The organism is Microbispora corallina (assembly GCF_016863035.1).
GTDB classification, from domain to species: Bacteria; Actinomycetota; Actinomycetes; order Streptosporangiales; family Streptosporangiaceae; genus Microbispora; species Microbispora corallina.
Window position 1 is genome coordinate 107,947 of the sequence record NZ_BOOC01000031.1, and the last position, 25,785, is coordinate 133,731.

A 25,785-nucleotide genomic window follows, 5' to 3' on the forward strand; every position below is an offset into this window, starting at 1 on the left:
GTCTAAAGCGCCGACACCGACGTAAAGTCCACGTAACTGGCCGGATGCGCCTGGACCCCGGTGAACTTCTTTCCGTTGTACGCCCGCACGTTGCCGCTCCAGACACTGATGATCACGGGCACGTCGTCGTTCAGCGCCTTGGCGATGATCTCTGCCTGAGCCTTGCGGTCGGCATCGGTGGTCGCCGCGTCGTAGGCGGTAGCGGCGGCGTCCAGCGCCGGGTTGGCGTACTTGGACCCGTTCCACACTGCCTTGCTCTTGACCATCGGGATGATGAACTGGCTGGGCACCGCTCGCCCGGCCCAGCCCACCAGGTTGGCCTTGGTGAACAGCCAGGGCGTGTCCTTCTCCTGGTCGCCGCCGTAGAAGTCGGCCGAGGTGCGCTGGTCCAGCGTCACCTCGATGCCCACCTCCTTGAGCTGGCTCTGGACCGTCAGGGCGTAGTCCTTGCTCGGGGGGTCGAAGGTCAGCGGGAATGAGAGCTTGCTCACCCCAGCAGCGGCGAGGAGGGCGGCGACCTTGGCCGGGTCCTTGGCCCGCTGCGGGAGGTCGGTCGGCGCCGCGGGGAACAGCGCGGCGAACAGGTGGTCGTTGCCGAGCGCGCCGATGCCGTCGTAGGTCGTGGCGTTCACGCCGGGCCGGTCGAGCGCGTACGCGACCGCCTGCCTGACTTCCTTTCTGTCGAACGGCGCCTGGTCGGTGCGCAGCGTCAGGGCGATGAACCCGGTGCTCTTGACCTGGTCGATCGCGATGTCCCCGGCGCCTTTCAGCGGGCTCACCAGGGCGGGACGGCTGAGGATCTGCGTGTCGACGTCCCCGCCCTGCAGCGCGAGCAGGTCGGCCTGGTCGTCGGCGTAGAACTTGATCTCCACGCCGTCGAGGTACGGCTTGCCCTGCTCCCAGTACTTGGGATTGCGCACAAGGGTGGCACCCTTGGACGGGTCGTAGGACTGCAGCAGGAACGGCCCGGTGCCGATCGGCTTCTTGGTGAAGTCGCCCGCGTAGTCCTTCTTGAGGATCAGCGTGTTGTAGTTGCCGGCCGACACCAGATACGGGAAGTCGGAGAACGCCCGCTCCAGCGTGAAGACGACCGTCGACGGGTCCTTGACGGCGACCCCGCCCTTGGCCAGCACGGTGTCGAACGCCGACAACGCGGCGGACTTGTTGTCGGGGTCCAGCAGCCGGTCGAAGGACGCCTTGACGGTCTCGGCGTCCAGTGGCGTGCCATCGGAGAAGACGACACCATGCCGAAGGGCGAACGACCAGGTCTTGCCGCCGTCCGGGGTCTCCCAGCGCTCGGCCAGTCGCGGCACCAGCGTGAAGTCCTTGTCCAGCCAGATGAGGTAGTCGGCGACAAGCTGGACGATGGCGATCGCGGTTCCGTCGTACATGGTGATCGGGTCGACCGCGGTCGGCGGCGGCGGAGAGCCGGCGCGTAGCGTTCCCCCGCGCTTGGAGGTGGCAGGGAGCGAACCTGTGGCGGATTGCTGAGAGCTCGCTCCGGTGCTCGTGCCGGCGCCACCCGAGCAGGCGGCGACCAGGGCGAGCAGCCCTGCCACCCCCGATCCGGCCAGGAAGCGGCGCCGGTCAAGCAGGTTCTGGCTGTGCATATCCATACTATCTAGGTAGGAATAATAGGTTGTCAATAAGCGCGCCGGCTAGACGAGACGATGGACCTGGCGATGGCTGAGGGCTTCCAGTTCGTCGCCACGGCCCGCGCCCTGCTCCCGCGAGCCCGACCTGGTCGACCGCATGCGCCGGGGCGCCACCACCCGGTCACTGTGCGTCCACTGCAAGAAGTGCATGCCGACGATCTACACCGGCACCCACTGCGTCCTCTCCTGAGGCAAGGGCCCGCCCGAGGACGTCTCCGCAGACGCGGGGCCGCGGGCGCCGCGGGCGCCCGGGGCGCGGGGGGCCGCCGGGGGCGCTGTCCGCCCTCTCCGGCCGGCGCCAACTGGCCGCCTCCAGGGAAAGCCTGGTCAAACCTTCTCCGGGTGTGATCTGCGCCATATTTCGGTCCGGCCGGAATCCTTCTTTCGACGCGGGATGTTGCCATTCCGGACAATTACCCCAAAGAAGGACCAAGACGTGCCCTTGCCCGCGGCGACGCTGCGCTCCCTTCGTCATCACAACTACCGCCTCTGGGCAGGAGCAGACCTGGTCTCGGTCACCGGCACCTGGATGCAGGTGCTGGGGGTCAACTGGCTGATCCTCTCGGCCACCGGGTCGGCGACCAGCGTGGGCCTCAGCCTGGTCCTCCAGGCCGCGCCCACGCTCCTGCTGGGGCTGTGGGGCGGCTCCCTGGCCGACCGGCTCCCCGCCCGCCCGGTCGTGCTCGCCACGCAGGTGGCCCAGGCGGCGCTCGCCGCTCTCCTCGCGCTCGCCGCCGCGGGCGCCCCCGGCTCGGTGGCACCGGTGTACGCCATCGTGTTCGCGAGCGGCGTCGTGAACGCCATCGGCGGCCCGGCCCTCGGCAGATTCGGCGCCGAGGTGGTCCCTGCACGTGACCTGCCGAACACCTTCGCGCTGGGATCGATCATCAATTCGGCCGGCCGCATTCTCGGCATGAGCCTGGCCGGGGCCCTTCTCCCGCTCACCGGCACGGCCGGCCTGTTCCTTGTCAACGCCCTGAGCTTCGCCGCCGTCATCGTGGCCGTCTTCGCCATGCGCGCCTCCGAGATGCACCGGCTCCTGCGCTCCGAGACGGACCGGGGCGGGGTGCGGGCCGGCCTGTCCTACGTGCTTCGCACGCCCTGGCTCGTGGTGCTGCTGGCGCTCGCGCTGATTCTGGGCAGCCTGGGCCGCAACTACCAGGTCACCATGGCGGCGATGAGCTCCGGACCGCTGGCCGCGGGCGCCGGAGGATACGGGCTGCTGTCGACGATCTTCGCGATCGGCACCGTGATCGGCGGGGTGATCGCCGCCGGACGTCCCCGCCTCACGGTGGCCCTGCTGCTCGTCACCGCGCTACTGACCGGCGTGGGCCAGAGCGTCAGCGCCTTCATGCCCGGCCTGGCCTCCTTCGCCGTGCTCATGCTGCCGATCGCCGCCGGCGCTGTGATCATCGACACCACCCTCGCGACCCGCGCCCAGCTGGACAGCCCCGAGCACATGCGCGGCCGGGTCATCGCCGTCCAGGGCGTGGTCAGCGCGGGCGCGGGGGCCATTGGCGGGCCGCTCCTCGGCCTGCTCTGCGACATCGTGGGCCCCCGCGTGACTTTGCAGGTCACCGGTGTCGCGGTGGTCCTGGCCACCGTGGCCGCAGGGCTCGCCCTGGCCCGGCTGCGCGGGCGCGCGCCGGCCCGGCCCGCACTCGCGCACGCGGCTCCCCTCCAGTTGCCGCCCGTGCCTGAGCCACCCGCCCGGGAGCCCGCCCAGCAGCGTGTCCCCGCCGGTGTGGCGGCCGGCGTGGCGTCCGGTTCGGCCGAGCAGGCGCCGGCGTCGAGCAACCTATGGACGCGCCTTCTCACTGAGCATCGCCATTCAGGACTGTGGCCGCTCCTACAGCCGATCCGAACTGTTCCTGAGCGTCGCAGCCCCACCAACCACCATGGACGAGCGCTCCACATCGCCGCCGAACACTTCGCGCTGTGTCCGGACCACATCTGGCAGGGGCAGAAGCCGTACAACCTGACCGGCTACGCCGAACGACTCATGGGATCCAACGCATGGGAATCCTTGTGGGATTGAGCCTTCTGAGAGCTTCGCGCACCTGAAGACCTGGCGCATCCTCACCCAACTCCGCACGGGCCCCCGCCCGCGCCACCCACCTGCTCCGCGCCCTGCTCGTCCTGACGGACCTCGAACTCGACCGCTGACAGACGATCAAGACCGAAGACAGCCGCCCACGACTGGGGACCCCGGTCAGTCGATGCCTTCGACGATGCGGAAGTCGCGCTCGACGCCGTCAGAGAGGGCGACCAGCGCCTCCTGGTAGGCCGCACTCTCATGCGCCGCGACGGCCTGCTCGAAGCTGTCGAACTCGATCAGGACGGTGCGCTCGGCGATTCCGGCGTCATGCGCCACGACCCGACTGCCACGGGCGAGGATCCGACCGCCCCCGGCCTTGACGGCCGGACCGGCCAGCTTGTTGTAAGCAGCCAGCTTCTCAGGGTCTGAAATGGTGCGGTAGGCGCTGACCCAGTAGCCCTTGGGCATGGAACCTCCAGTGTTGGGATGAGTGCATCTGACTTACGGGTTGGTCTCGGACGAGCGTCGGCGGGCGAGAGCGAGGCTAGTCAGCGTCGTGATCGCCATGGCGCCGATGCCGACCAGCGCCGCGGTGGTGTAGGCGCTGTCGTCGGGGAAGAGGTGGCCGGGGCCGGTGCCCGCGGCGAGGATCAGGCCACAGATGGCGCTGCCCAGGGAGTACCCGACGCTGCGGACGACGTAGTTGAAGCTCATGGCGCTCGACGTCTCGCTCTTGGGGGTGACGGCCAGGATGACGCCGGGCATCGCGGCCGAGAAGCCGCCGACGCCGAAGCCGAGCACGCCCATCGCCGCGAACAGTTCGGCCAGGTCCGACCGGGCCGCCGCGAACAGGGCGAACCCGCCGCCGACCACGACGGCGCTGCCGGCCAGGAGCAGGGGGTCGGCGATCCGCGCCCGGACCCGCGGCGTGAGCTTGCCGGCGACGAACCCCAGCACCGAGAACGGGATGAGGACCAGCCCGGCGACGAAGGTCGTCAGCCCGAAGCCGTAGCCGGCGCCGTGCGGCGTCTGCGCGTACCGGGTGATGAGCGTGAGCAGGAGGTACATGCCGATTCCGCCGACGAACATGGCGAGGTTCGCCCCGGCGACCGCCGGGTGCCGCACCGCCCGCACATCGACCAGGGGCGTCGTGCTGCGCAGCTCGATGACGGCCCAGACGCAGAGCAGCACCACCGCGACGACGGCGAGGCCCGCCGCCACGGCGAGGTGCCCGCTCCACAGATTCCGTTCGCCGGCGAGGAACAGCACCAGGAGCAACGCAGCGGCCAGGACGACCGCGCCTGCCACGTCCACGTGGGCGGAGCGGCCTTCGGGGGCTTCGGGCATGGAGCGCCACGCGGTCAGGAGGGCGGCGGCAGTGACGACCAGGCCGAGGCCGTAGGCGGCCCGTACCCCGCCGAGCTCGGCGAGCAGTGCGGCCAGCGGGTAGCCGACGCCGGCCCCGATGATCGAGACCACCGAGATCAGGGCGATCACGGCCGCACTGCGCTCCTCGGGGAGGTGATCCCGGGCCACGCCCATCATCAGCGCCGTAAGCCCGAGCCCGACGCCCTGGGCCGCCCTGCCGGCCAGCAGCCACGCGAACGGCAGCGGCAGCACGGTGAGCGCGCTGCCGGCGACGACGACCGCCAGCGTGGCGAGGATCGTGGCCCGCCGGTGCGGGCCGGCTCCGAGCCGGCCCAGGACCGGCGTGGCGACGGCGCCGCTGAGCAGCGCGACGGTCAGCGTCCACTGCGCGCTGCCGAGCGAGACGTGGAACGAGGTCGCCACGCTGGTGATGAGCGGCGTCCCGAGGCTGGCGACCGCTGCCACGACCAGAGCGATGAACATCAGGGCGGGGACCAGCAGCCGCGCTTCGGAACGCGCCACCGGGAATGCCTTCACCGCGCCACCGCCGACCGGCTGCCCGGTCACTGCTTCGGCCCTTCGCGGTCCTGGCTTTCGAGCTCTTCCAGATGCTTCAGCGCCGGAAGGGCCGCCACCAGCGCCTCGACCTCGTCGCAGGTGAGCTCGCCGATCAACCGCTCGAACGCGTGGACGCCCGCCTGGCGCCGCGTCCGGACATAGGAGGCGCCGGCCTCGGTCAGGCACACCAGCGTGACCCGCTTGTCAGACGCGTCGCCCCGCCGCTCGACCAGGCCGGACTCCTCCATCACCCGGACCAGGGCGGTCATCGCGGGCTGGGTGACGCCCTCGACCGCGGCCAGATCGCTGATGCGCCGCGGGCCGGTCCGGTCCAGGGTGGCCAGGGTGGCGGCGGACGTCAGGCTCATGTCCCGGGGCAGGCGTCTCGCGGCCCTGGTGGCCAGGCCGTAGAGGGCTGCCCCGATGGCGGCGGACGCGCCAGGAGCGGTGTCTTGACGACTCACGCTCGAAGCATAACATTTTTATATTCATAGTTTATGGATATCCTTTGGCGAGCTCTACCCTTCTGCCTGCCGACAGGCTGCGCGCAGGGCCACCATCCGCGCCGTTCGGGGCCAATGACAGCGTTCTTACCGGCACCCCGACATTCCGGCCCGGGGTCTTTCCCCGATCGTCGGGCGCGGTGCCCAGCGGCGGAGGCCTCCTCCCGTCCCATGCGTGGGCGGAACGGCGAGGTCAGCCACTCTGGGATATCCCATCTTCCCCATGATCTTGTAGGCCGGCCTCCATCTGAACCACTATTCCGGCAAGGCTTGGCCGGCACAGACCTCGCGGACACATCGGTCTCAGTTTCCGCTGGACTGGCCGAGCAAGTGGTCATGGAGCGACATGAAGGGGTTCGGCGATGCGAAGCACGATCGCATGGAGGATGTCGAAGGGTGCAGCACTCTCGGCAGCGGTAGCCGGCATGGTCCTCTTATCGCCGGCACCGCAGGCGAACGCGGGGACCTGCACTCTCGGATTCATCTGCGGCTACGTCGAGAACTACCTGCCAAGTTCGTACACGATGAAGATCGCGGAGCTCGGGGTCGGCTCGGAGACGTGCGTGACCCAAGAGGGGACCTTCACCTGCAAGACGTACTGGCTGCCCAGCGGAAAGAAGAGCAAGGACATCGGCGTCAAGGACGCCGACGCGTTGACGGTCGAGAACGCCGCATGGACCACGAATAACAACAGCACCTGGTTCGCCGCGGGCGCCTGGCAGAGGATCCACGACGACCAGGGGCGTGTTTGCAGCGTGGTGGACGGGCATCCGGCCTGCTATCAGAACTGACGCTCCCCGGGAAACCTATGCGGCTGGGTGGCCTCGACGGCTGCAACGCGGGCGGCGTATACCCGGTGCGCCTTGTGCTCAGCCGGGCCCGGCGCTGTCGGCGGCGGCAGCACTTGGCTCCAGCATGGTGCGGTGAAGTGCAAGCGGGGCCACTATGCGGACCGAATAGCCGGGGCCGCGGCGGATGTTCCGTCCTGGGACGAGGGCCAGGCGGACGACCTCGTCCCCAGCGATGCGCAGGAGATCGGCGAGTCGTCCGGGCAGGTCGAGGACCACGTCCACTTGTGGAGCGAGCACATCGTCCAGCTCGCCGGAACGGAATGGGGGCATGTCGAGCGGGCCAGACAGGTAGCGGGCGCCGGCGGCGTCGAGAACGCGGCGGATACCGCCGCGGCGAGCGTGGCCGAGTGCTTAACCAATTTCGGATGCTGGCGTACCCGCTCCTTGTCGGTCGCGGTCGCGTCGCGGTCGCGGTCGCGGTCTCGGCCTTGCCGCCGAGCTCGGTGGTGACGAGCAGGTCCAGCATCTCCAGACAGTCGTCGACCGCCTTGCCCTCCAGGGAGATCACCGTGGCCAGCAATGTGGGGAGCTCGCGGGAGGGGCCATGGCGGCGCAAAGCGTTCGCCGTGGCCTGCATGCCGTACCGCGCCAGATCGACCATCCGCCGGTGCGGCACCTCCGGCGGCAGTGGCATGGCCCCCAGCCCCGCTCCGAGGATTTCCCCGGCGAGTTCCAGCGCCTTCTCCAGATTCCTGCCCGAGGGCGCCGGGCCCTTGCGCCAGCGTTCCAGGTCCGAGGAGCGCCGGCCTTCGGGCACCTCCAGCAGTATCTCCAGGATCACCCGCTGCCGCGGCGCCAGCACCCCGCGCAGCGTGTCATAGAGCCGGTAGGTGGCCTAGGGGCTGTCTTCGAAGTGGTGGCTAGAGCCAGAGCAGGAGTGCTGCGATGGTGACCACGGCGGTGTATGAGGTGACGGTCTTGTCGTAGCGGGTCCTCGACCGTGGTGGATGCCGGGACTCGGACCGGAGATGTGGCTGGGCGCCCGATTACCACCGACCCACGCGACTGCTCGGTGGTCCCCGACGAGGCGGGTGGCGCGATCAATTTACAAACCGCCCGTGCTCGTCGGGCGGCCTGATCTCCTGCGGCGGTCACTCGTCGTACGGCTCCAGCCAGCCGCGGCTGCGGGCGGTCAGGGCGATCTGGAAGCGGGTCCTGGCGCCCAGCGCCTTGGCTGCGTCGCTGATGTGCTTCTGCACGGTGCGCCGGCTGAGCCCGAGGACCCGGGCCACCGCGTCGTCCTTCATGCCGGCGGCCAGCAGGCGCAGGATGTCCCGCGTGCGGCCGTCGAGTCCCTCCGGCAGGCCGCTCCCCCCGGGCACGGCGGGCTCGGGCGTGTTCAGCGCGACCGGCACCGCGCGCTCCCAGACGCTCTCGAACAGCGCGATCAGCACCTCCAGCAGGGCCGGGGAGTGGATCAGGAGGGAGCCCGCAGCCGGGTCGTCCGGACGCAGCGGCATGATGGCCGCCGTCCGGTCGAAGACGACCAGCTTCATCGGCACGCCGGCGCACACCCGCAGCCGGCCGCCGATGGCGGTGCCGCGCAGCACGGTCTCCAGCGACCTCTCGTCGGTCAGCCCGTCGGTGTCGTACACCGACCGGAACAGGACGCGCTCCCCCCAGGTGAGGTCCGCGTTCCCCGACGGCTCCCGCAAGGAGGTCACGTACGGCGGCTTGGCCAGGTGCAGCACCTGGTCGCGGCTGGATCTCAGCAGGTGGGCGTAGCGGGCGGCGACCTCCTCGGGCGACTCGAGGGCCTCGAACAGGTCGGAGGCCACGTAGCGGCCGGCGGCGGCCCGGTACGCCTCGTGCAGCCGTTCCATGTGCAGCTCGGCCAGCGCCAGCTCCTCCCGCCTGCGGGCGAGCAGTGAGCCGAGGCCGCTGCGGGGCGGGCTGGCGCGCCAGCGGACGGGGGATTCGCCGATCCGCACCGCCAGGCACTCGGCTTCGAGCGAGGTGAGGGCGGCCCGGACGTCGTCCGGCGGTAGGCCGACGGCCGCGGCGACCGCCTCCTCGGCGGAGGCCGGATGAGCGACCAGGTGTTCCAGCACCCGCCCGGCCAGGGAGGGCAGACCCGTCCCCGCCCACGACCCTCCGGGCGACAGGTCCATCGCGTGCTCCTACAGACCCTGACGAAGTGGCGGGGTTGATCGTACGCCCCCTCGCCGGGCCGGATGACCCGGCCCTCCCCTTCCTTTCTCACCTGCGCAACTGCGCGAACCCGCAGCGGTCAAGTCCTTGTCCCCGGGACGGCGCCGCGCGATGGTGATCGACGGCTGATCGGACAAAAGGGATCAGTTTACATGTTTGACATTTTGAAGGGACACAGATGTCCATAGGTTTCAGACGTGTTCCGGCCTTATTCGTGGCCGGGACGCTGCTGACCACCACGATGTTCACCGGCGCGGCCGCCTCGGCCGACGACGGCCCGGCGGAGACGGACGCGCCGGCGGCGCACTCCGTCACGCTGGCCGACGGGTCGGTGGTGCGCTGGTTCGACGACGGCACCGGAACGCTGACCGACAAGGCCGGCAGGACGCGCGCCTTCCCCGTCCCGCAGACGCGCGGCCGGACCGGTCTCGGCACCCCCCTGAACCCGACCGCCGCCATGCTGCAGCGCCGCGTGGACGCCGCCCGCCTCGCGCCCTACACCGTGGGCTCGGACACCGGCGCCGCCGGGTCTGCGGTGCGTCCCCAGACCATGAACTACGGGCCGGTCACGCTGCCCGCCTCCGCCCTGTCGGCCGGCCGCGCCTTCGCGCGCGCGACTCCCAAGGGCGCGACCCCCAAGCCCGGCCCCTCCCCCGCGCCCGGCGCGCTGCCGGCCAACGAGGGCCTCACGACCTCCTTCCAGTCGTACCTCAACGCCGGAGGCGTCAACGCCGTCGGCGCCTTCGCCGACACGGCCGCCTACCTGCACGCGCTTCCCGGCACCGGTCAGATCATCACCAACGTGTCCCTCGGCGACCTGACCGACCAGTCGATGGCCGACGCCGGCGACGACTATGTGCGGTCGTACGGCCCGACCACGATCGTGAAGGACGGCCAGCGCTACCTCGACTATCCGTCGATGCCGCTGATCCCCACCTACACCACCGACAACGACGGCCGTCTCGACCCGACCGGCGCGACCGAGGGGCAGGACCCCAACCTGGCCGAGGTCCTCATGGACTTCTCGCTCATGGCGCCCCTGCCGCACGACCGGCAGCGCCCAGAGGCGACCGGCAGCGGTGCCACCGACCTGCTCGGCATCGCCCCCGGCGCCCAGTACCGCCTGGTCGTGCCGAAGGAGCCCTCGTCCCACGGCATCGCCGTCGCGTTGCGCGCCGCCGCCGGCCAGCGGCCGCGCCCGAACGTCATCACCGCCAGCCTCGGCTTCGGCACGGACATGTCCATCGGCTTCCCCTCGCGGTGGCTGGAGGACGACCCGGAGGTCCGCGCCGCCCTTGAGGACGTCGTCGACTCGGGCATCGTCGTGGTCGTGTCCGCCAACGACGGCACGCGGCTGGCCCTGCCCGTCTCGATCGGTCCCGACGGCGGCAGCACCCCCACCGAGCGGACCGACCGCGCGTCCGAGCAGACCAGCATCGACGACGTCGGTCCCACCACGACGCCGTCCCGCGTACGGGACACCGGCGTGATCGACGCCGGCGCGACCACCGTGGACGACACCCTGACCTCGTCCGACGTCCGCACCGCGGTCTATCCGACGACCCGCTACAACGGCTCGGCCGGCTACTCCAGCGGGTTCGGCAGCCGGGTCGACCTGGCGGCGCCGGGCGACAACCTGCCGACGCTGATCCACACCCCGGACGGCCCGGGCCTGGTGTTGAACGGCGGCACCTCCGCCTCGGCGCCCATGATCGCGGCCGCCGCGGCGAACGTGCTGGCCGCCGCCTCGGCCACGCACCAGGAGCTCACGCCGGCCCAGGTGCGCGACCTGCTGATCTCGACCGGACGGCCGGTGGCCCAGCCGCCCCAGGCCGACCAGGATCTGCACATCGGCCCGCAGCTGGACGTCACCGCCGCCGTGGAGAAGGTGCTCGCCAAGCACTTCCCCATCGCGACCTCCGCCGTCCGGCTGTCGGTGGCCCACCGGCAGTTGCTGTCGTCCGACACCGTGACGTCCTTCGTCGAGGCCACCGACCCGGCCCACCTGGACCTGAACGGACCCGCCGACTTCTGGGGCACCCCCTCCGGCCAGAACGTCGTCGCACCGATCACCTTCGGGCTCGACATGACCGGCCGCGGCGACGACCTGACCTACCGGCTGCGCGTCGGCGACCACGGCGTGATCCCCTCGACGGGCCCGAGCCTGCGGCTGCTTCCTGGGGAGATTCTCGCGGCCGCCGGGCTGCCGGCGGCCTCCGACGCCGAGCGGACCGTCCCTGTGGTCTTCGAGGCGCTCGACCACGGCAAGGTCGTCGCCGCGCAGTCGCAGCAGCTCACCTTCTCCGCGACGGACGGCACCTACACGGGAGCACTGGCGCCCGACCTGCCCGGCTCGGTGCCGCTCGGCCGCCCGGTCACCGTGCGGTACGACCTCACCGGCGTGCGGAACCTGACCGACCCGGCCCTGGTGCTGTCGTCCGTGGGCCACTGGAGCCCCCTGTCGACCAGCGAGAAGTTCCGCGCGCAGTGGAGCACCCCGCTCACCGCCCCCAAGGGGACGGTGACGATCCCCGCCTCCGCCTTCGCTCCGGGCGGCGCCGGAATCTACGGCGTCGGCATCGTGCAGCAGGGGGTGATCTTCGGTGACTTCCGGGCCCTCCGCGTCGGCGTGGGGGCCGACCAGCGGCCCGAAGCGCCGATCCTGTCCGCCGGTGACACCAAGCAGGCGCACGCCGTCGCCCTGACGCTCGCCGCGCCCAAACTCACGGTGTCGTGGGACGTTCACAAGGTGCCCGGCGCCGATGGGGCGTCGATCGAGTTCCTCACCCCCGCCCCCACCCTGTACGGCTCGCTGAACACCACCACCAACCAGAACGGCAGCGGCCGCGACGACAACGGGGTCGACCACGTCTCCACGCTGCTGCGGCCGCTGCCCTCGGTCAAGGGCACCACCGTGCTGGACCTGAACGCCCTGGGCCTGCCCACCGGCGTGCAGTACCCGGTGCGCGTCCTCGCCACGAGCAAGGGCAGGCCGGTCGGCCAGGCGTCCCCCACGTCGTTCGTGGAGTACCGCGACGGCGACCTGGTCACGGGCGCGCTGGAGAACTTCGACGTGTCCGGCGGCACCGCGCTCATCGCCACCGACGAGTTCGCGGACGGCGACGACGGCTGGACGCACGTCCAGGCCTCGGCGACGACGCCGTACACGCTGAAGACCGGCACGCTGGGCGCCCCGCTCGCCCGGGAGTCGGGCGACGGACGGATGCAGCGGGTGATCGGGACCGACCCGGGCACCGGCCACACGCTCATCGTGCGGCCCCCGTTCCTGGTCGACGCGCCGGCGCTGGTCGAGTTGCGGGACACCCGTACCGGGGCGCTGGTCGCCCAGGCCTCGCTCGGGGATGGTCCCGACGCGCCGCGGACCCTGTTCCAGGGCGCCGCGATCGACCTCACCCGTCACCGGGCGGGCCTCGTGACGTACGACGTGAACAACGGCCTGGCCGCTCTGTGGCCGTTCGACATGAAGACGGGCGCAGTCGGCAGCCCCATCCCGGTGAACCCGGCGAACACGGGACGCGCCTTCAGCAACGTCAGCGTCGACGAGTCGACCGGCACGTTCTTCGTCGCCACCTCCGGCACCCTCGGCACGTGCCTGTCCGGTCGGGCGCCGTACTGGGGAGTGCGAGTGAACCTGGACGCCACGACCGCGTCCCCGGTCACCACCCTCCCCCTCTGCACGGCCGGGCTGCTCCCGGACGGCAGGGGCGGCCGTCTCTACGTGCTCAGCGGGGCGGTCACCCCCGACTACTACAGCGGCGAGTTCCCGACCAGCAGCTGGATCGCCGGTGACCAGTCCACGCTCACCGGGCCGTCCCCCGCCGACCTCGGCGCCCGGGGCCCCGCCTGGGCCGCGCTCGACGACATGAACCACGTCGCGATCGTCGCCCACCTGTACGAGGTCGGCACCATCGACGACAACAACGCGCAGAGCGAGATCACGGTCGTCGACCCGGCGACCGGCAAGGTGCTGGCCCGCCACCCGGTCGTCAACCTCGGCAACTCCACCCTCAGCACGTCGAACTTCGACTTCACGAGCCGTCGCGGGCTCTTCCTCGACCCCGCGACCCGTACGGGTTACGTCGTCAACCCGTACGGCAACGGCCTGGAGCGGTTCCGCTACTGAGGGCCCCGGCGCCGCCGCCCGCATGGCGGCGGCGCCGCACCGCCGGCGTGCTTCAGGTGAGCCGGGTCAGTCCAGGCAGAACTCGTTGCCCTTGGGGGTCGGTCATCACGATGTGGCCGGCCTCCAGCGGAGGAGCGGGCTCATACCGGCGTACCCGCGTCCGAGGTATCCCGCCGATCCGCTCACGCCGCGGGCCGCGCCGCCGCCGGCCGGCAAAGCTCCACGGCGACAAGGGATACGACTACGCCCACTTGCGCGCCTTCCTCCGCGGCCGTGGCATGATCCCGCGATCGCCCGCCGCGGGATCGAGTCCAGCCAACGCCTGGGCCGCCACCGCTGGGTCGTGGAGCGGACCGTCTCCTAGCTGGCCGGCTGCCGCCGCCTGCACCGCCGCTACGAACGCCGGGCCGACCATTTCGCGTCCTTCGTCGCCATCGCCGCCGCCCTCATTTGCTACCGCCGACTGGCCAAATGAGACGACGTCTTAAGAGGGCGTTTGATCCTGCGGGTTCCGTCTGATGTGGTTTCAGGTGCCGCGCCAGGTAGGGGTGGATTCGCCGGTGAGTCGGCGGGCCATGAGGTCGACCATGGCGAGATGGATCATGGCTTCGGAGCGGGCGGGCAAGGCTTCGTAGTCGCGGACCAGGCGGCGGTGGAGCATTAGCCAGCCGAAGGTGCGCTCTACCGTCCAGCGGCGTGGCAGAGGAGTGAATCCCCTGGTGGCGGGGTCTTTGCGGACGACTTCCAGGTCGATGCCGAGCGTGGCGCTGTGTTCGATGACGCTGGTGCGGTAGGCGCTGTCGGCCCAGGTCTTGGTGATCGTGGGGTGGGTGGCGGCGACCTGGGTGAGCAGGTGGCGGCCGGCGGTGGGATCGGACACGCTGGCGGCGGTGACCAGCACCGCGAGCAACAGGCCGAGGGTGTCGGTGACGATGCTGCGCTTGCGGCCGACGATTTTCTTGCCCGCGTCGATGCCCTGGGTGGCGGAGACGTTGGTCGAGGTCTTGACGCTCTGGGCGTCGATCACGCAGGCGGTCGGTTCGGGATCGTGGCCCTCGGCCGTGCGGACTAATCGCCGTAACATGCCGCTGAGCTGGGCGAATACGCCGTCTTTCTGCCAGTGGGCGAAGTAGCCGTAGACGGTGGCCCAGGGCGGGTGGTCGTGGGGCAGGTAGCGCCAAGGGATGCCGGTGCGGTCGACGTAGAGGATGGCGTTGAAGATGGCACGCAGGTCGTGCTCGGGAGGGCGTCCGATGTCCAGGCCTCTGCCCCGGCGTTCGGTGCGCCAGGCGGTCAGCACGGGTTCAACGAGCTTCCAGCGGGCGTCGGACAGATCGCTGGGGTACGGTCGCTGTTGGGTCATGTTCTGGGCGTAGCGCGTGAGATGGCGGGCCGCCCAGATCTGTACGGGTTTCCGTCACCAGCGGGTAAGCCACAGACCGCCGCATCTTGGGATGAGACAGGATTTTCTGCCACAGAACGACCCCTGACCGCCCAGGTGCTTGGCTGCGACGGCTAGCAGATCACGCGAAACCCATCAAAAACGACACTCGATCAATCCGTCGACTCCGGCGAAACACGGATTGATCAGGATCAAACACCCTCTTAGGGGCCGTCCCGGAAACGGTCGTTTCCGGGACGGCCGTCGAAGTCCTCCTCCGCGGGCGTGCGGACCACTCGCCGCAGCGCCCCTTCCCTGGTGAGGAAGCCGTTCGTGGGGGTTCTTCCGGTTAGGGCTCGCCTTCCACGTCGGCGAAGCGTGTGGTGATCTGCTGGCCGGACAGCCGCGGTGTCCCACCCAGCTCCAGCGACGCCGGCACTGTTGCCGCAGCCCGCAACCCCGCCAGGGCCACCTGGAGAACACGTTCCCGCTGCCCCTCGTCGACGTACTCGACCGTGCTGATGCCTGAGATCATCCGCAGGACGTCGTCAATCGAGACCTCCTGGCGCGCGGCGCCTACCCGCTGTGCCCGTTCGAGCAGGGGCTCGCCGGCCGCGCGCATCGCCCTGCGTCCGGCCTGGAAGCCGTCGGTGCTGCGGTTGAGCGCGTCGGCGAAGGCCAGCTTGGTGCCGATGTACTCGACGAACCGGTGCAGCCACGCGACCAGCGCCTCCCACGGCTCCAGCTCGACGACGACCTCGGCCTCGTGGCACAACGCCTCCACCTCCTCACGGTGGACCTCCTCGACCAGATCCTCCCGGGTGGGGAAGTTGCGGTACAGCGTGGCGATGCTCACTCCGGCGCGGCGCGCGACGTCCTCGAGGGAGGTCTGCGCACCCTTCTCGGCGAATGTGTCGCGGGCCGCCGCGACCAGGGCGTCGAAGTTGCGGCGCGCGTCCGCGCGCTTCGGCCGCCGAGACACCAGCCCAGGCTCCATGCCACCGTCCGCCCTTTCTTGACAACCGTAGGGTCCCTACGGTTAAAGTGTAGGGGTACTTTCAGTTTACCTGAGGAGTGAAAGATGGTGTCGTCCATCGAGAGCATCGCCCTGGTCACGGGTGCCAACAAGGGACTGGGCCTGGCCACGGCCCGGCAGCTCGCCGAACGTGGCTGCACCGTGCTGCTCGGCAGCCGCGACGCCGAGCGCGGCGCCGTGGCGGCCAGGGAACTCACCGAGTCCGGGCTCATGGTGCGCCCCGTGCGCATCGACGTCACGGACGACACCTCCGTGACCGAGGCCGCCGCGTTCGTCGACCGCGAGTACGGCCGCCTCGACGTGCTGGTGAACAACGCCGGCGTGCTCGCGCGCAAGCCCGCTACCGAGGTGTCGGCCGACGACCTGCGCCCAGAGTTCGAGACCAACGTCTTCGGGATGGTGCGGGTCGTGCACGCGATGTTGCCGCTACTGCGCCGCTCCCCGTCCCCGCGCATCGTGAACGTCTCCAGCGACTCCGCCACCTTCGCCAACGCCACCGAGCAGGGCTCCATGTTCGCCCGCTCGCACGACTCGTTCGCGTACTCGGCGACGAAGGCCGCGGTGAACATGCTGACGGTCAAGTACGCCAACGCCTTCCTCGACGACCCGGAACTGGCCCATGTGAAGATCAACGCCGTGACGCCCGGGTACGTCGCGACTGATCTGAACGGCTTCAAAGGCGTGCGCAGCACCGACGAGGGCGCCCGCGCCGCGGTGCACTGGGCCACGGTCGGCGACGACGGCGAGACGGGCGGCTTCTTCGACGAGCACGGCCGCGCCCCCTGGTGACGCCTCGGACGATCTCACTCCGGCCGAGTCCATCCCGGGTCCACCTTTCTTCCCCGGGAACGGGCCCGGCCGGTAAATCCTCTCCGGCCCCAAGTGTTGGGAGAACGGCGTTCAGGACAGTTGACAAGGCCGCCCGGCCCCGTGCGACGCTGATGCGCGAAGCTCCTGATCACCCTTCCCCCCAGTCACGGAGCGCGCATGGTCCGTCTCGCCCTCTCCCCCAAGATCCTTCACGGTCTCGACTTCGGCGCGCCGGCCGCCGAGCGGGACATCGGGCGGGGACTGGAGAAGTACTTCGTCGAGTCGCCCGCCTACCGGCGCGTCGAGGCCGGCGACAAGACGATCGTCATCGGCAGCCGGGGCTCGGGGAAGAGCGCGATCTTCCAGATGCTGGCCAGGCGGGAGAGGTCCAGGGGCACCCGGGTGATCGAGCTCAGCCCCGACGACTACTCGTACGAGCTGCTGAGCGCGACGATGGCGGCGGAGGACGCGGGCTCGTGGGCGAAGCACGGCGCGTACGCCGCGGCCTGGAAATACCTGCTCTACGTCCTCATCATGAAGGAGGTCGCGCGCAAGGGGATGCGGCTGGCCCGCGGCGGCGCCGACATCCATCGCTACATCCGCGACAACCACTCCACGGTGGGGATGGGGCCCCTCTCGCTCCTCGTCTCCTACCTGAAGCGCCTGGAGACCGTGAAGCTCGGCCCGATAGAGGCCGGGGCCAGGACCAGGGAGCTGGACAGGCTCTACAAGCTCGAGGAGATCCACAACCTGCTGCCGTCGCTCAGGCGCGTCCTCGACGGCGTCCGGGTCGTCGTGCTGGTGGACGAGCTCGACCGCGGGTGGGACTCGTCGGAGGACGCCCAGGCCTTCGTGTCCGGCCTCTTCCAGGCGTGCGTCTCCATCAACGGGCTCCACGACAACCTGCGCGTCTACGTCTCCCTGAGACAGGAGCTGTACGACGACATCCCGGCCCTGTACGAGGACGCGCAGAAGCACCGCGACCTGCTCGAGACGGTTCGATGGTCGCCGGACTCCCTGCTCAAGCTCATCGCCAGGCGGATCCGCCACTCGGCCAGGGAGATGGGCTACGACCGCGACGTCCTCGACCGGGCCGGTGACCTGAGTTGCTGGAACGCGGTGTTCGGCAATCCGCCGGGGATCCCGGCCGCCGGCTCGTTCGCCTACGTCGCCGAGCGGACCCTGCACCGCCCCCGGGAGATCATCGAGTTCTGCACGGCGGCGCTCGACGCGGCTCGGGACCGGCACCCCACGCTGCCGCTCCCCCTCGGCGCCATCGGCTGGGCGGAGCCGGGCTACTCCGCCGACCGCGCCCAGGACATCGCCGCCGAGTTCCGCTTCCAGTACCCGGGCCTACTGGGCGTGTTCGACGCCTTCCGCGGCCGCGGTCCGGTCGTCGACCGCGACGACCTCGAGTTCGTCTGCCTGGAGCTCGTCACCGGTGAGATCCGGGTGAGCGCCGCCTCCTGGTGGCTGCGGGAACGCAGCCCGGAGAACCTGATCGAGATCCTCTGGCAGGTCGGCTTCCTGAAGGCCAAGCCCAACGGCGACGACTCGCCGTTCGTCGGCGTGCACGAGGTGGCGCATCTCAATCTCGCCGCCGTGAGGCGCTTCGAGGTGCACCCGATGTTCCAGTCGTACCTCGGCGTCTCCCCAGGTTGATCACTCGTTGAGTTCAGCCATTCGTGGTCCAACGCGCGTCGGGGTGGGTGTCGTCTGGGCCATGGAGGCGAGGAGGCGTAGTTTCTCATCGCTCTCGCTACCTTGATCGGCGTAGTAGAGGACCAGGAGCAGGTCGTCTACGGGGAGCTTGTCTCGGTGCAGGCGCAGCTCACCGACGACGAGATGGTTCACGGTGGTGGTGCCGCCGTCGAGGTTGCGGACGTCGTGGCGCGCCCAGAGAGTCCGGAACCGCTCGCTCGACAGGGCGAGCTCGCCCACCAGTTCCACGAAGCGCGGGTTGTCGATGTCGTCGCCGATGGACTTCCTGAAAGCGGCGATGAATCCTTCCGCGGAGCGCGTCCAGTCCTGCTGGAACGCCTGCTCCTCGGGATCGAGGAGCAGCGATCGAAGACGGTTGTACCCGGGCTTGAGGCGTGGAGAGAGCGCGACCGCGAGCCGGTTGGATGCGAGCACATCGAACGCGCGTCCTTCCACGAACGCGGGAACCTGCACGCTCGCGAGGAGCTGATGCAACCGTGCGGGCACGCGTTCAGGCTTCCGGCGCCGCTGCGGCCTCGGGCGCGGGGCGACCATGCCGAGGAGGTATTCCTGCTCGAACTCGTCAAGATGCAGGACCCGCGCGAGCGATTCGAGGACCTGTGGCGAGGGGTTCTTGTCGCGGCCGCGTTCCAGCCGCAGGTAGTAGTCGGCGCTGATGCCCGCGAGCATGGCGACTTCTTCCCGGCGAAGCCCGGGAACGCGGCGGCTCGCCCCTGCCGGAAGCCCGACCTGATCCGGAGTGACCAGCGCCCGCCGGGCGCGGAGGTAGCCGCCGAGCAGGTTGGAGCGGTTGTCGTCGCTCATGCTCAGGATCGTAGTTCAGTGCCGCCTCAGCTAAGGGGGCCCTGACAGGACCCCGGAAGACGGGGGTACTGCCTCCGGCCGGAGAACAGGTCGACGCTGAAGGTGTCGCCGCACTGGTGGACCGGTTAAGAGCTGCTGCGGTACGGCCACACGGTCCGAACACCTGGTGACCCGAACGATCATCGACTGCGCCGACCGGCTTGTCGCTGTCGGCGCCCTGAGCAGGAGCAATCAATGGACATCACCAACCGCACCGTCTTCATCGCCGGCGCCACCTCGGGAATCGGCCTCGAGCTGGCTCGCCGCTTCGCCGCGGCCGGCAGCGTCGTCATCGTCGGCGGCCGGCGAACCGACCTGCTCGACCAACGCGCGGCTGAGGGGTTCGCGACCGTTCCCATCGACGTGACCGACCGGGACAGCATCGACCGTGCCCGCGACACGATCCTGCGCGGCCACCCGAGCCTCGACACGATTATGACGATGTCCGGGGTCATGCTCCTCGAGGACCTGCGCGATCCCGCGCACTTCAGTGCCGCGGAGAAGACGATCGACACCAACCTCCTCGGCACCATCCGCGTCATCGACGCGTTCACCCCGCACCTGATCGGGCGCGGCACCGGCACCATCATCACGGTCACCTCGGGCATCGGTTTCCTGCCGTTCCCGGTCATGCCGACCTACGCCGCCTCGAAGGCGGGCGTGCACGCCTACTCCGAGGCGTTGCGCGCGCAACTGGACGGCACCGGCGTCGAGGTCTCCGAACTCGTCCCCCCGGCGGTCGCCACCACTCCGGAGCAGGCACAGCGCAACCCCCGCGCGCTCAACCTGGCCGAGTTCTCCACCGAGGTCATGGACCTGCTCCGGACTGACCCCACTCCGCACGAGATCCTCGTCAAGGGCGTGCTGATGCACCGGTGGGCCGAGCGCGACGGCACCTACGACGAGCTGGTCGCCCAGCGGTCGCAGGCGCTCGCCATGCTCCCGAGCCGTCAGTGAGCACGACGGCCGCTCAGGGCGTCCCGATCACCAGATCCAGTTGACCGTTAAGGACTTAATGGTTAAGTTGTGAAGTATGGACGCACCCGGCACTGCTTCTACCGGCCCTCTGGACAGACTCAAGGTGATCAATTGGGCCCAGATGCAGGCAGGGCAGGAGTGGATCCGCTCCCGGGGACTCAGCGTGCAGCAGGCATTCGTGCTGGACTACCTCGCTGACCACCCCGGGGCCATCCAGCGCGACATCGCGGAGGCGACACGGACGACGCCCGCGAATGTCTCCGGGGTCCTGCGCGGCCTGGAAGCACGGGGTCTCGTCGAGCGGCGCTTCGAGGACGGTGACGTGCGCAGTAAGCGGGTCTTTGCCACCGACGCCGGGATCGACCTCATCTCCGGACACGAGGAGGCGATGCGGGCCGTGGACGAGTCGATCCTCGCTCCCCTGACCGTGCAGGAGCGGGCCACTCTGCAGGCGCTGCTCGACAAGATCACCGCCGTGCTGCCCGGCCTCGGCGAGTCCTGAGTCCCACGCCGCCAGAACCAACACCGGGTCACCCGACGTGTCGGCAAGGAGCCGGCGCGCGCTCGAACCTGCCCGGGGCCAGCGCGTGGACCAAGGAAAGGAGCGTCGTCATGACGACGCAGGCAGAACAGACACTGACCATGATTCGAGAGGTGTGCGCCCTGGGACGCGTCGAGTTCGATCGCCCGCACACCGCCGAGGGCGACCCCGCCGCCGGGCGGGCGCTCGTCCAGGGACTGCACGCCATCGACGAGGGCGGCGAGCCCAGCGACATCTCCCTGTCCCTGGGCCTGCTGGCACCGCGCGCCCCGTACTTCGACCAGCTCGTGCTGGATGCCCTCGCGGCCGGAACCCGCCAGATCGTCAACCTCGGCGCCGGCTACGACGACCGCGCCCTGCGGTTCAGGCACCCGGGCGTGCAGTTCTTCGACCTGGATCTGCCGGAGGTCGTCGCCGACAAGGCTCTCCGCCTCCAGGCACTGGACACCGACATCACCCACGTCACGTTGGCCGCGGTGGACTTCGCAACCGACGACGTCGCCGCCGTCCTGGCCCGCGCCGGGCACGACGCCCGGCAGCCGACCCTCTTCATCAGCGAACACCTCGCCCTCTTCCTGCAGCCGAGCGATGTGGAACGTCTCCTGGCCGGCGTCTCCACCTGCGCCGCGAAGGGAAGCACCCTGGCCCTCACCGCAGAGGTGCACCCCGCCGGCCTCACCTCCGCCCTCGTCGTCTCGACGGTGGCGGAGGTGATGTTCGCCGGAGCCGTCCTCCTGCAGACCATCAAGACCCGCGACGCCTGGCTGGGCCTGTTCAAGAAGCACGGCTGGCAGGTCGAGAACGCCACCGAGGTGACGGCCGTCAACCACTTCGAACTCCCCATGGCCGACAAGTCCGTCCAGATTCAGACGCAGTTCCTCACCGCAACGACCGTCTGACACAGACCGGCCCCCATGTCAGGGTCGCGTCCGGCTGGGTTCCGTGAGAACCGGCGCAGCGGGCGGGTCAGCTCCCTGAGCTCACGCGTGACGGGACGCTACCGGCTTCGTCATCCGGCACGGCGCAGGGTACGGCCCGGCCGCCGTGGCCGGGCCGCCCCAGGTGATCTCAGGCCGGGACCAACTGCCATTGCTGGTTGGCGCCGCCGTTGGCGGTCCACTGCACGACCTGGGCGCCGTCGGAGGTCGACGCGCCATACACGTCCGCCAACAGCCCGCTGCTGTAGCTGACGATCGTGTAATAGCCGTCGCCGGTGGACCGCAGGTACCACAGCTGGTTGGTGCCGCCGTTGGCGGTCCACTGCTGCAGTTGCAGCCCTTGGGTCGTACTGCCGCCGTTGACGTCGAGGACCTTGCCGGTGGGCACGTAGCGCAGGGTGTAGGCACCGCCCTGACCGCTGGTGACGGTCCACGCGGCGGAGCCGGTCTGCTGCACGGCCTTGGCGCCGTCGGCGGACGAGTTACCGGCCACGGCCAGCGGTTTGCCGCTGTTGCGGTTGACGATACGGTAGGTCGCCCCCGACACCGGGCCGCCAGAACCGGACGCGAGGGTGAAGTACTCGACCGCGTCGGTGAACGTCGTGGCACCCGACTTGGTGGTCGTCAGTACCAGGTACACCCGTGAGCCGCTCGCCGGGGTGGTGAAGGTGACGGGCTGGGTGACCCGCGAACCGAGGGGGATGTTCAGTGTGGTCTGTCCCGACGCGATCACGGTGCCGTCGGGCCGGTCGAGCCGTGCCGACCAGGAGAAGCCGACGGAGGCGCCGCGCAGGTCGTCGTTGAAGACGGTGATGTTGCGGGTCACGGAGGTGTTGGGGGCGTAGGTGTTCACAGCCTGCGGCAGCGGGAAGGTGCCGTTGGCGTCGGAGACCCCGGACGCCGACCAGTAGGGCAGGTCGATCGCCGTGACCGGGTTGAACGCGGCTTGGACGCGCTGGATCTCAGGGTTGCTCCAGGGATCGGGCAGGTTGTCCGCACCGTAGACCGGATGGCCGCCCTCCTCCGGCACGAAGTCCGTGGAACGCACCCCGGGCACGAAACCGGCCCACGCGGACAACAGCGTGTACGGGCGCAGGTCGGCGGCATCCTTGCCACGCTTGGCGGCCGTCGCCGTGGCGAACCACATGAAGCCCTGCTTGGTGTTGCACTTGTTCCAGACGTACTCGCCCTCACCGTCGGGTCGGCTGGTCACGGGAGCCAACCGCTCCCCGTACTGCCCGACGCCGTCGAGGTAGTGCGCGAAGACCGCGAAGTTGCCGTACCTCATGTTCGGATACCGGCTGGGTGCGTCGGCACCGGGCGCGGCGTCGAGGCTGACCGGGCGGGTGCCGTCGTCGCCGTTCATCGCCGCGTAGAGATCCTGCTCGAACTGCTCGGAGTCGTTGCCGAAGGTCGGTTCGTTGGCCTGGCTCCAGCGGATGACGGCGGGATGGTTGCGGTCCCGCACGGTGAGCGCGCGGGCGTGAGCCACCATGGTGTCGTGCCCCGCGACGAAGTCCTGCGCGCTGCCGCGGATGCCCGTCTCGTCGATGATCATCAGGCCCATCTCGTCGGCCACGTCGAGCATGTACGGGCTGGCCGGCTCCTGGTGGATGCGCACCACGTTGTAGTTGAGCCGCTGGTAGTTGTCCACGGCCTGCGGCCAGCCGCCGTTGCCCGTCGACGGCGGGAGGAAGCCGGGCAGCGTGTCGTAGGCGTCGCCCTTGCCTCCGTTGTCGACCCGGTCGTAGTCCGCGCCCTGCAGGTTGTCACCGCGGAAGTTCACCCGGACGCCGTTGATGTAGTAGTACTCGCCGTTCTGGGTGGTCTCCCGGAACCCGAACCGGTACGTCGCGTCACTTGTCCGGCCGTCGTCGGTCGTCGCGCGAACCTTCAGCCGGTGGAGCTGGGCTCGATACCCCGACCGGTAGGGGACGTTCGGCCACCAGTAGGAGGTGCTGCCGAGGTTCCACGCGACGGAATCGACCGTGACCTTGGCGGTCGACCGCGCCCCCACGGTCACGGTACGGGACGGCAACGCGGGGTAACCGAACGTCCCGCCGCCGTCCGACGACAGCTCGCCGGTCACCGTCACCGATCGGGCGCTGCCGGAGGCGTTGGTCACCCATACGTCGTAGCCGAGGGTCTGATTCGCCACCGACGTGCGGATGAACGTGTCACTGACGTACACGGCCGGATACACCCGCAGGAACGCGGAGCGGAAAATGCCCTGCGGAACCGCCTCGGACCAGTCGGCGGCCACGGGCACGATGTACTTGCCGTTCGCCGGGTTCTTCAGCGCGCCGCGGCCCTTCACGTCAACGGTGATCGTATGAGTGGTGCCCGGGGCGGCGTAGGCGCTGATGTCGAACTTCGACGGGGTGAAGGCCGTGGTCTGCGTCGCGACCACCCGGCCGTCCACCGACAAGGTCGCCTGGTGGTTCACGGCGCCGAACTCGATCCACGTCGACTGCGGCTGTCCCGAGTCCGGCACCGTCACCGTACGTGAGTACACCGCCTGGGACACATCGGTGAAACCCTGCTTGTACCAGCCGCCTCCGGGTACCTTGATCGACGTCGTCGACCGGCCCGCCGGCGTGAAGCTCCACGTCCCGGCGAGATCGACCGAGGCGATCGCGGCATTGCCCGCGGTGACGCCGTCGATGTCCCCAGCGGCGGCGGCAACTGCCGCGGTGGACGCCGACGGCGCGGACCGCTGTGCGGCCACAGCCGGTTGAGCTCCGATCATCGCGACCAGCAAGGACGCCACCACAGTCGTCCAGTTGCTCAACCGCCGTCGGGCGCGACGAGGAAGATCGCTCCGATTCACGCGTAATCCTTTCGAGTGCATCCCTTGTGCGATGTGCGTCTCATCCGGCCGCCGGCTGTCCAGGCCGTTGCCGTTCGTCCGCGCGAACCGAGGGCTTGATCGGGGCACGCTGTCTCCGAGTAAGGGGTGTGTCGTATCGGTTCGACGGCATGGACGGACATCACACGTAAGCCCCGGATGCCCTCCTGTCAAGGCTCACGGTTCAGTGGAGATGGGATCACTTCGGCCATGCGGTGCCACCACAGCCGATTCACCTTAAGTAAGTCGAACGGATGCAACTTTCAGAGCACATCGGATGCCTCGTACCTGGGGTGTGTCAGCGGTTCACGAGACCGGGAACCGAAGCGCATGCGGCAGGAACATCCCGACGGAGTCGGACCTCTCTAGCGACTCGATTCGATGCCCGGCGCTGGTGCGGCCGGCGTTCGGGCGATCGTCTCCCCGGCTGTCGCGTCGACCCGCTCCAGCAGCATCTGGCGGGGGCAGCAGTGCTCGCCTCAGCTCGCGCCGCTCCAGCAGTAGCGGCACTGCGGCCCCCTTTCGGTTCCTGGGGCAGGGGGCGGCGGTTTTCCGTCCCCTGCCCCAGCCGGTCAGCCGCCGAAGTCGGCCTTGTGATCGTTGGTCCACTGGGCGTAGGTGCGCGCCGGATGCCCGGTGATCTGCTCGATGACGTCGTTGACCGGCGCCGGCTTCCCGACCGCCCTCGCCATGAGACCGAACAGCGCCGCCAGGAACTCGGCGTCCATGAACTGGCTCATCTGCGCCAGTACGGGCTCGGGGTCGAGGTCCTCGACGGTCAGCGTCCGTCCCAGCGTTTCGCCCAGGATGCGTACCTGCTGTGCCTGAGTCAGCGACTCGGGGCCGGTCAGGTCATAGGCCCGGCCCGCGTGCCCGCCGCCGGTGAGGATCCGCGCGGCCACCTCGGCGACGTCCCGCTCGTGCACGGCGCTGAAGGCGGCTTTGGTGTACGGCGCGCGGATCACATCGCCGCCCTGCAGTTGCATCGCGAACGTCAACGAGTTGATGGCGGGGAACATCAACCGCAGGAACGTCCACTCGATCCCGGACGCCTCGATGGCCCGCTCGACGTCACGGTGATACTGGGCGATCACGTCAGGCTGCCGCTCGGCCCCGCCGTCGACGGCCCCCGACGACAGGAACACCACCCGCCGCACCCCGGCCTCGCACGCGGCCTCCAGGAGCGGAGCGACATCCATTCCATACTGGAGGACCAGGAAGGCGGCCTCGACATCCTGCACCACCGTCGGCAGCGTCTCGGGCTTGGTCAGATCACCCTGGACGACCTCGACGCCCTCGGGCAGCCCGGCCTTCTCCGGAGACCGGGTCAGCGCACGCACCGGCGCCCCAGCGGAGACAAGCTCCTCAACCGCCTGACGTCCGAAGTGAGCCGTGGCGCCAACGACCAGATACATGAAGG

General features: G+C 69.8%; 19 protein-coding genes and 1 pseudogene. 9 read left to right on the forward strand and 11 right to left on the reverse strand.

Annotation, left to right across the window (positions count from 1 at the left end):
* Window positions 1–2: 2 nt before the first annotated feature.
* Window positions 3–1,610 carry an ABC transporter substrate-binding protein gene (locus Mco01_RS27570; protein ID WP_204059767.1) on the reverse strand — a complete coding sequence of 536 codons (1,608 nt, stop codon included), beginning with the start codon at window positions 1,608–1,610 and terminating at the stop codon, window positions 3–5.
* 481 nt (window positions 1,611–2,091) lie between these two features.
* Between Mco01_RS27570 and Mco01_RS27575 the strand changes: the two genes are divergently transcribed.
* Window positions 2,092–3,693, forward strand: a complete 1,602-nt coding sequence (locus tag Mco01_RS27575; RefSeq protein WP_204059768.1) for an MFS transporter — start codon at window positions 2,092–2,094, stop codon at window positions 3,691–3,693.
* A 174-nt stretch (window positions 3,694–3,867) separates the two neighbouring features.
* Here Mco01_RS27575 and Mco01_RS27580 read toward each other — a convergent pair whose 3' ends face one another.
* From Mco01_RS27580 to Mco01_RS27590, 3 genes are read right to left on the reverse strand one after another with little or no spacing between them, the layout of a single operon-like run.
* Window positions 3,868–4,161, reverse strand: a complete 294-nt coding sequence (locus tag Mco01_RS27580; protein WP_204059769.1) for a DUF1330 domain-containing protein — start codon at window positions 4,159–4,161, stop codon at window positions 3,868–3,870.
* Between the two features lie 33 nt (window positions 4,162–4,194).
* Window positions 4,195–5,583, reverse strand: coding sequence for an MFS transporter (locus tag Mco01_RS27585; protein ID WP_204059770.1), 1,389 nt, complete (start codon window positions 5,581–5,583; stop codon window positions 4,195–4,197).
* A 41-nt stretch (window positions 5,584–5,624) separates the two neighbouring features.
* Window positions 5,625–6,083, reverse strand: coding sequence for a MarR family winged helix-turn-helix transcriptional regulator (locus Mco01_RS27590; RefSeq protein ID WP_239103954.1), 459 nt, complete (start codon window positions 6,081–6,083; stop codon window positions 5,625–5,627).
* Between the two features lie 464 nt (window positions 6,084–6,547).
* On the opposite strand from Mco01_RS27590, the gene Mco01_RS27595 reads away from it, so the two are divergent.
* Window positions 6,548–6,913 (forward strand): hypothetical protein, encoded by a 366-nt coding sequence (locus Mco01_RS27595; protein ID WP_204059771.1) that lies wholly within the window; start codon window positions 6,548–6,550, stop codon window positions 6,911–6,913.
* Window positions 6,914–6,991: 78 nt separating this feature from the next.
* Here Mco01_RS27595 and Mco01_RS27600 read toward each other — a convergent pair whose 3' ends face one another.
* Both Mco01_RS27600 and Mco01_RS27605 read right to left on the reverse strand, forming a co-directional pair.
* Complete coding sequence (locus Mco01_RS27600; RefSeq protein ID WP_204059772.1) at window positions 6,992–7,243, reverse strand: hypothetical protein; 252 nt, start codon at window positions 7,241–7,243, stop codon at window positions 6,992–6,994.
* Between the two features lie 821 nt (window positions 7,244–8,064).
* Entirely contained in the window at window positions 8,065–9,084 is a 1,020-nt protein-coding gene (locus Mco01_RS27605; RefSeq protein WP_204059773.1) for a helix-turn-helix domain-containing protein, read from the reverse strand.
* Window positions 9,085–9,338: 254 nt separating this feature from the next.
* On the opposite strand from Mco01_RS27605, the gene Mco01_RS27610 reads away from it, so the two are divergent.
* Both Mco01_RS27610 and Mco01_RS27615 read left to right on the forward strand, forming a co-directional pair.
* Window positions 9,339–13,268 (forward strand): S8 family serine peptidase, encoded by a 3,930-nt coding sequence (locus Mco01_RS27610; RefSeq protein ID WP_204059774.1) that lies wholly within the window; start codon window positions 9,339–9,341, stop codon window positions 13,266–13,268.
* A 152-nt stretch (window positions 13,269–13,420) separates the two neighbouring features.
* Window positions 13,421–13,743, forward strand: a pseudogene (locus tag Mco01_RS27615) (transposase); the annotation flags it as partial.
* Between the two features lie 51 nt (window positions 13,744–13,794).
* Here Mco01_RS27615 and Mco01_RS27620 read toward each other — a convergent pair.
* Together Mco01_RS27620 and Mco01_RS27625 are read right to left on the reverse strand one after the other, a co-directional pair.
* Window positions 13,795–14,631, reverse strand: coding sequence for an IS5 family transposase (locus tag Mco01_RS27620; RefSeq protein WP_204059775.1), 837 nt, complete (start codon window positions 14,629–14,631; stop codon window positions 13,795–13,797).
* A 367-nt stretch (window positions 14,632–14,998) separates the two neighbouring features.
* Entirely contained in the window at window positions 14,999–15,631 is a 633-nt protein-coding gene (locus Mco01_RS27625) for a TetR/AcrR family transcriptional regulator (RefSeq protein WP_204059776.1), read from the reverse strand.
* A 99-nt stretch (window positions 15,632–15,730) separates the two neighbouring features.
* Between Mco01_RS27625 and Mco01_RS27630 the strand changes: the two genes are divergently transcribed.
* Together Mco01_RS27630 and Mco01_RS27635 are read left to right on the forward strand one after the other, a co-directional pair.
* Window positions 15,731–16,474, forward strand: a complete 744-nt coding sequence (locus Mco01_RS27630; RefSeq protein ID WP_204059777.1) for an SDR family oxidoreductase — start codon at window positions 15,731–15,733, stop codon at window positions 16,472–16,474.
* Window positions 16,475–16,672: 198 nt separating this feature from the next.
* Window positions 16,673–18,157, forward strand: coding sequence for a P-loop ATPase, Sll1717 family (locus Mco01_RS27635; RefSeq protein WP_204059778.1), 1,485 nt, complete (start codon window positions 16,673–16,675; stop codon window positions 18,155–18,157).
* On the opposite strand, the gene Mco01_RS27640 is transcribed toward Mco01_RS27635, so the two are convergent.
* Complete coding sequence (locus Mco01_RS27640) at window positions 18,158–19,021, reverse strand: helix-turn-helix domain-containing protein (protein WP_204059779.1); 864 nt, start codon at window positions 19,019–19,021, stop codon at window positions 18,158–18,160.
* Between the two features lie 234 nt (window positions 19,022–19,255).
* Between Mco01_RS27640 and Mco01_RS27645 the strand changes: the two genes are divergently transcribed.
* The 3 genes from Mco01_RS27645 to Mco01_RS27655 all read left to right on the forward strand — a co-directional run bounded on the left by Mco01_RS27645 (window position 19,256) and on the right by Mco01_RS27655 (window position 21,478).
* A complete protein-coding gene (locus tag Mco01_RS27645; RefSeq protein ID WP_204059780.1) occupies window positions 19,256–20,017 on the forward strand; it encodes an SDR family oxidoreductase in 762 nt (253 codons plus the stop codon).
* Window positions 20,018–20,093: 76 nt separating this feature from the next.
* On the forward strand, window positions 20,094–20,540 hold the full coding sequence (locus tag Mco01_RS27650; RefSeq protein WP_204059781.1) for a MarR family winged helix-turn-helix transcriptional regulator: 447 nt from the start codon (window positions 20,094–20,096) through the stop codon (window positions 20,538–20,540).
* A gap of 110 nt (window positions 20,541–20,650) precedes the next feature.
* Window positions 20,651–21,478, forward strand: coding sequence for a class I SAM-dependent methyltransferase (locus Mco01_RS27655; protein WP_204059782.1), 828 nt, complete (start codon window positions 20,651–20,653; stop codon window positions 21,476–21,478).
* Between the two features lie 169 nt (window positions 21,479–21,647).
* On the opposite strand, the gene Mco01_RS27660 is transcribed toward Mco01_RS27655, so the two are convergent.
* Together Mco01_RS27660 and Mco01_RS27665 are read right to left on the reverse strand one after the other, a co-directional pair.
* Window positions 21,648–24,245 carry an RICIN domain-containing protein gene (locus Mco01_RS27660; RefSeq protein WP_204059783.1) on the reverse strand — a complete coding sequence of 866 codons (2,598 nt, stop codon included), beginning with the start codon at window positions 24,243–24,245 and terminating at the stop codon, window positions 21,648–21,650.
* A gap of 692 nt (window positions 24,246–24,937) precedes the next feature.
* Window positions 24,938–25,780 carry an NAD(P)H-binding protein gene (locus Mco01_RS27665; protein WP_204059784.1) on the reverse strand — a complete coding sequence of 281 codons (843 nt, stop codon included), beginning with the start codon at window positions 25,778–25,780 and terminating at the stop codon, window positions 24,938–24,940.
* Between the last annotated feature and the right edge of the window lie 5 nt (window positions 25,781–25,785).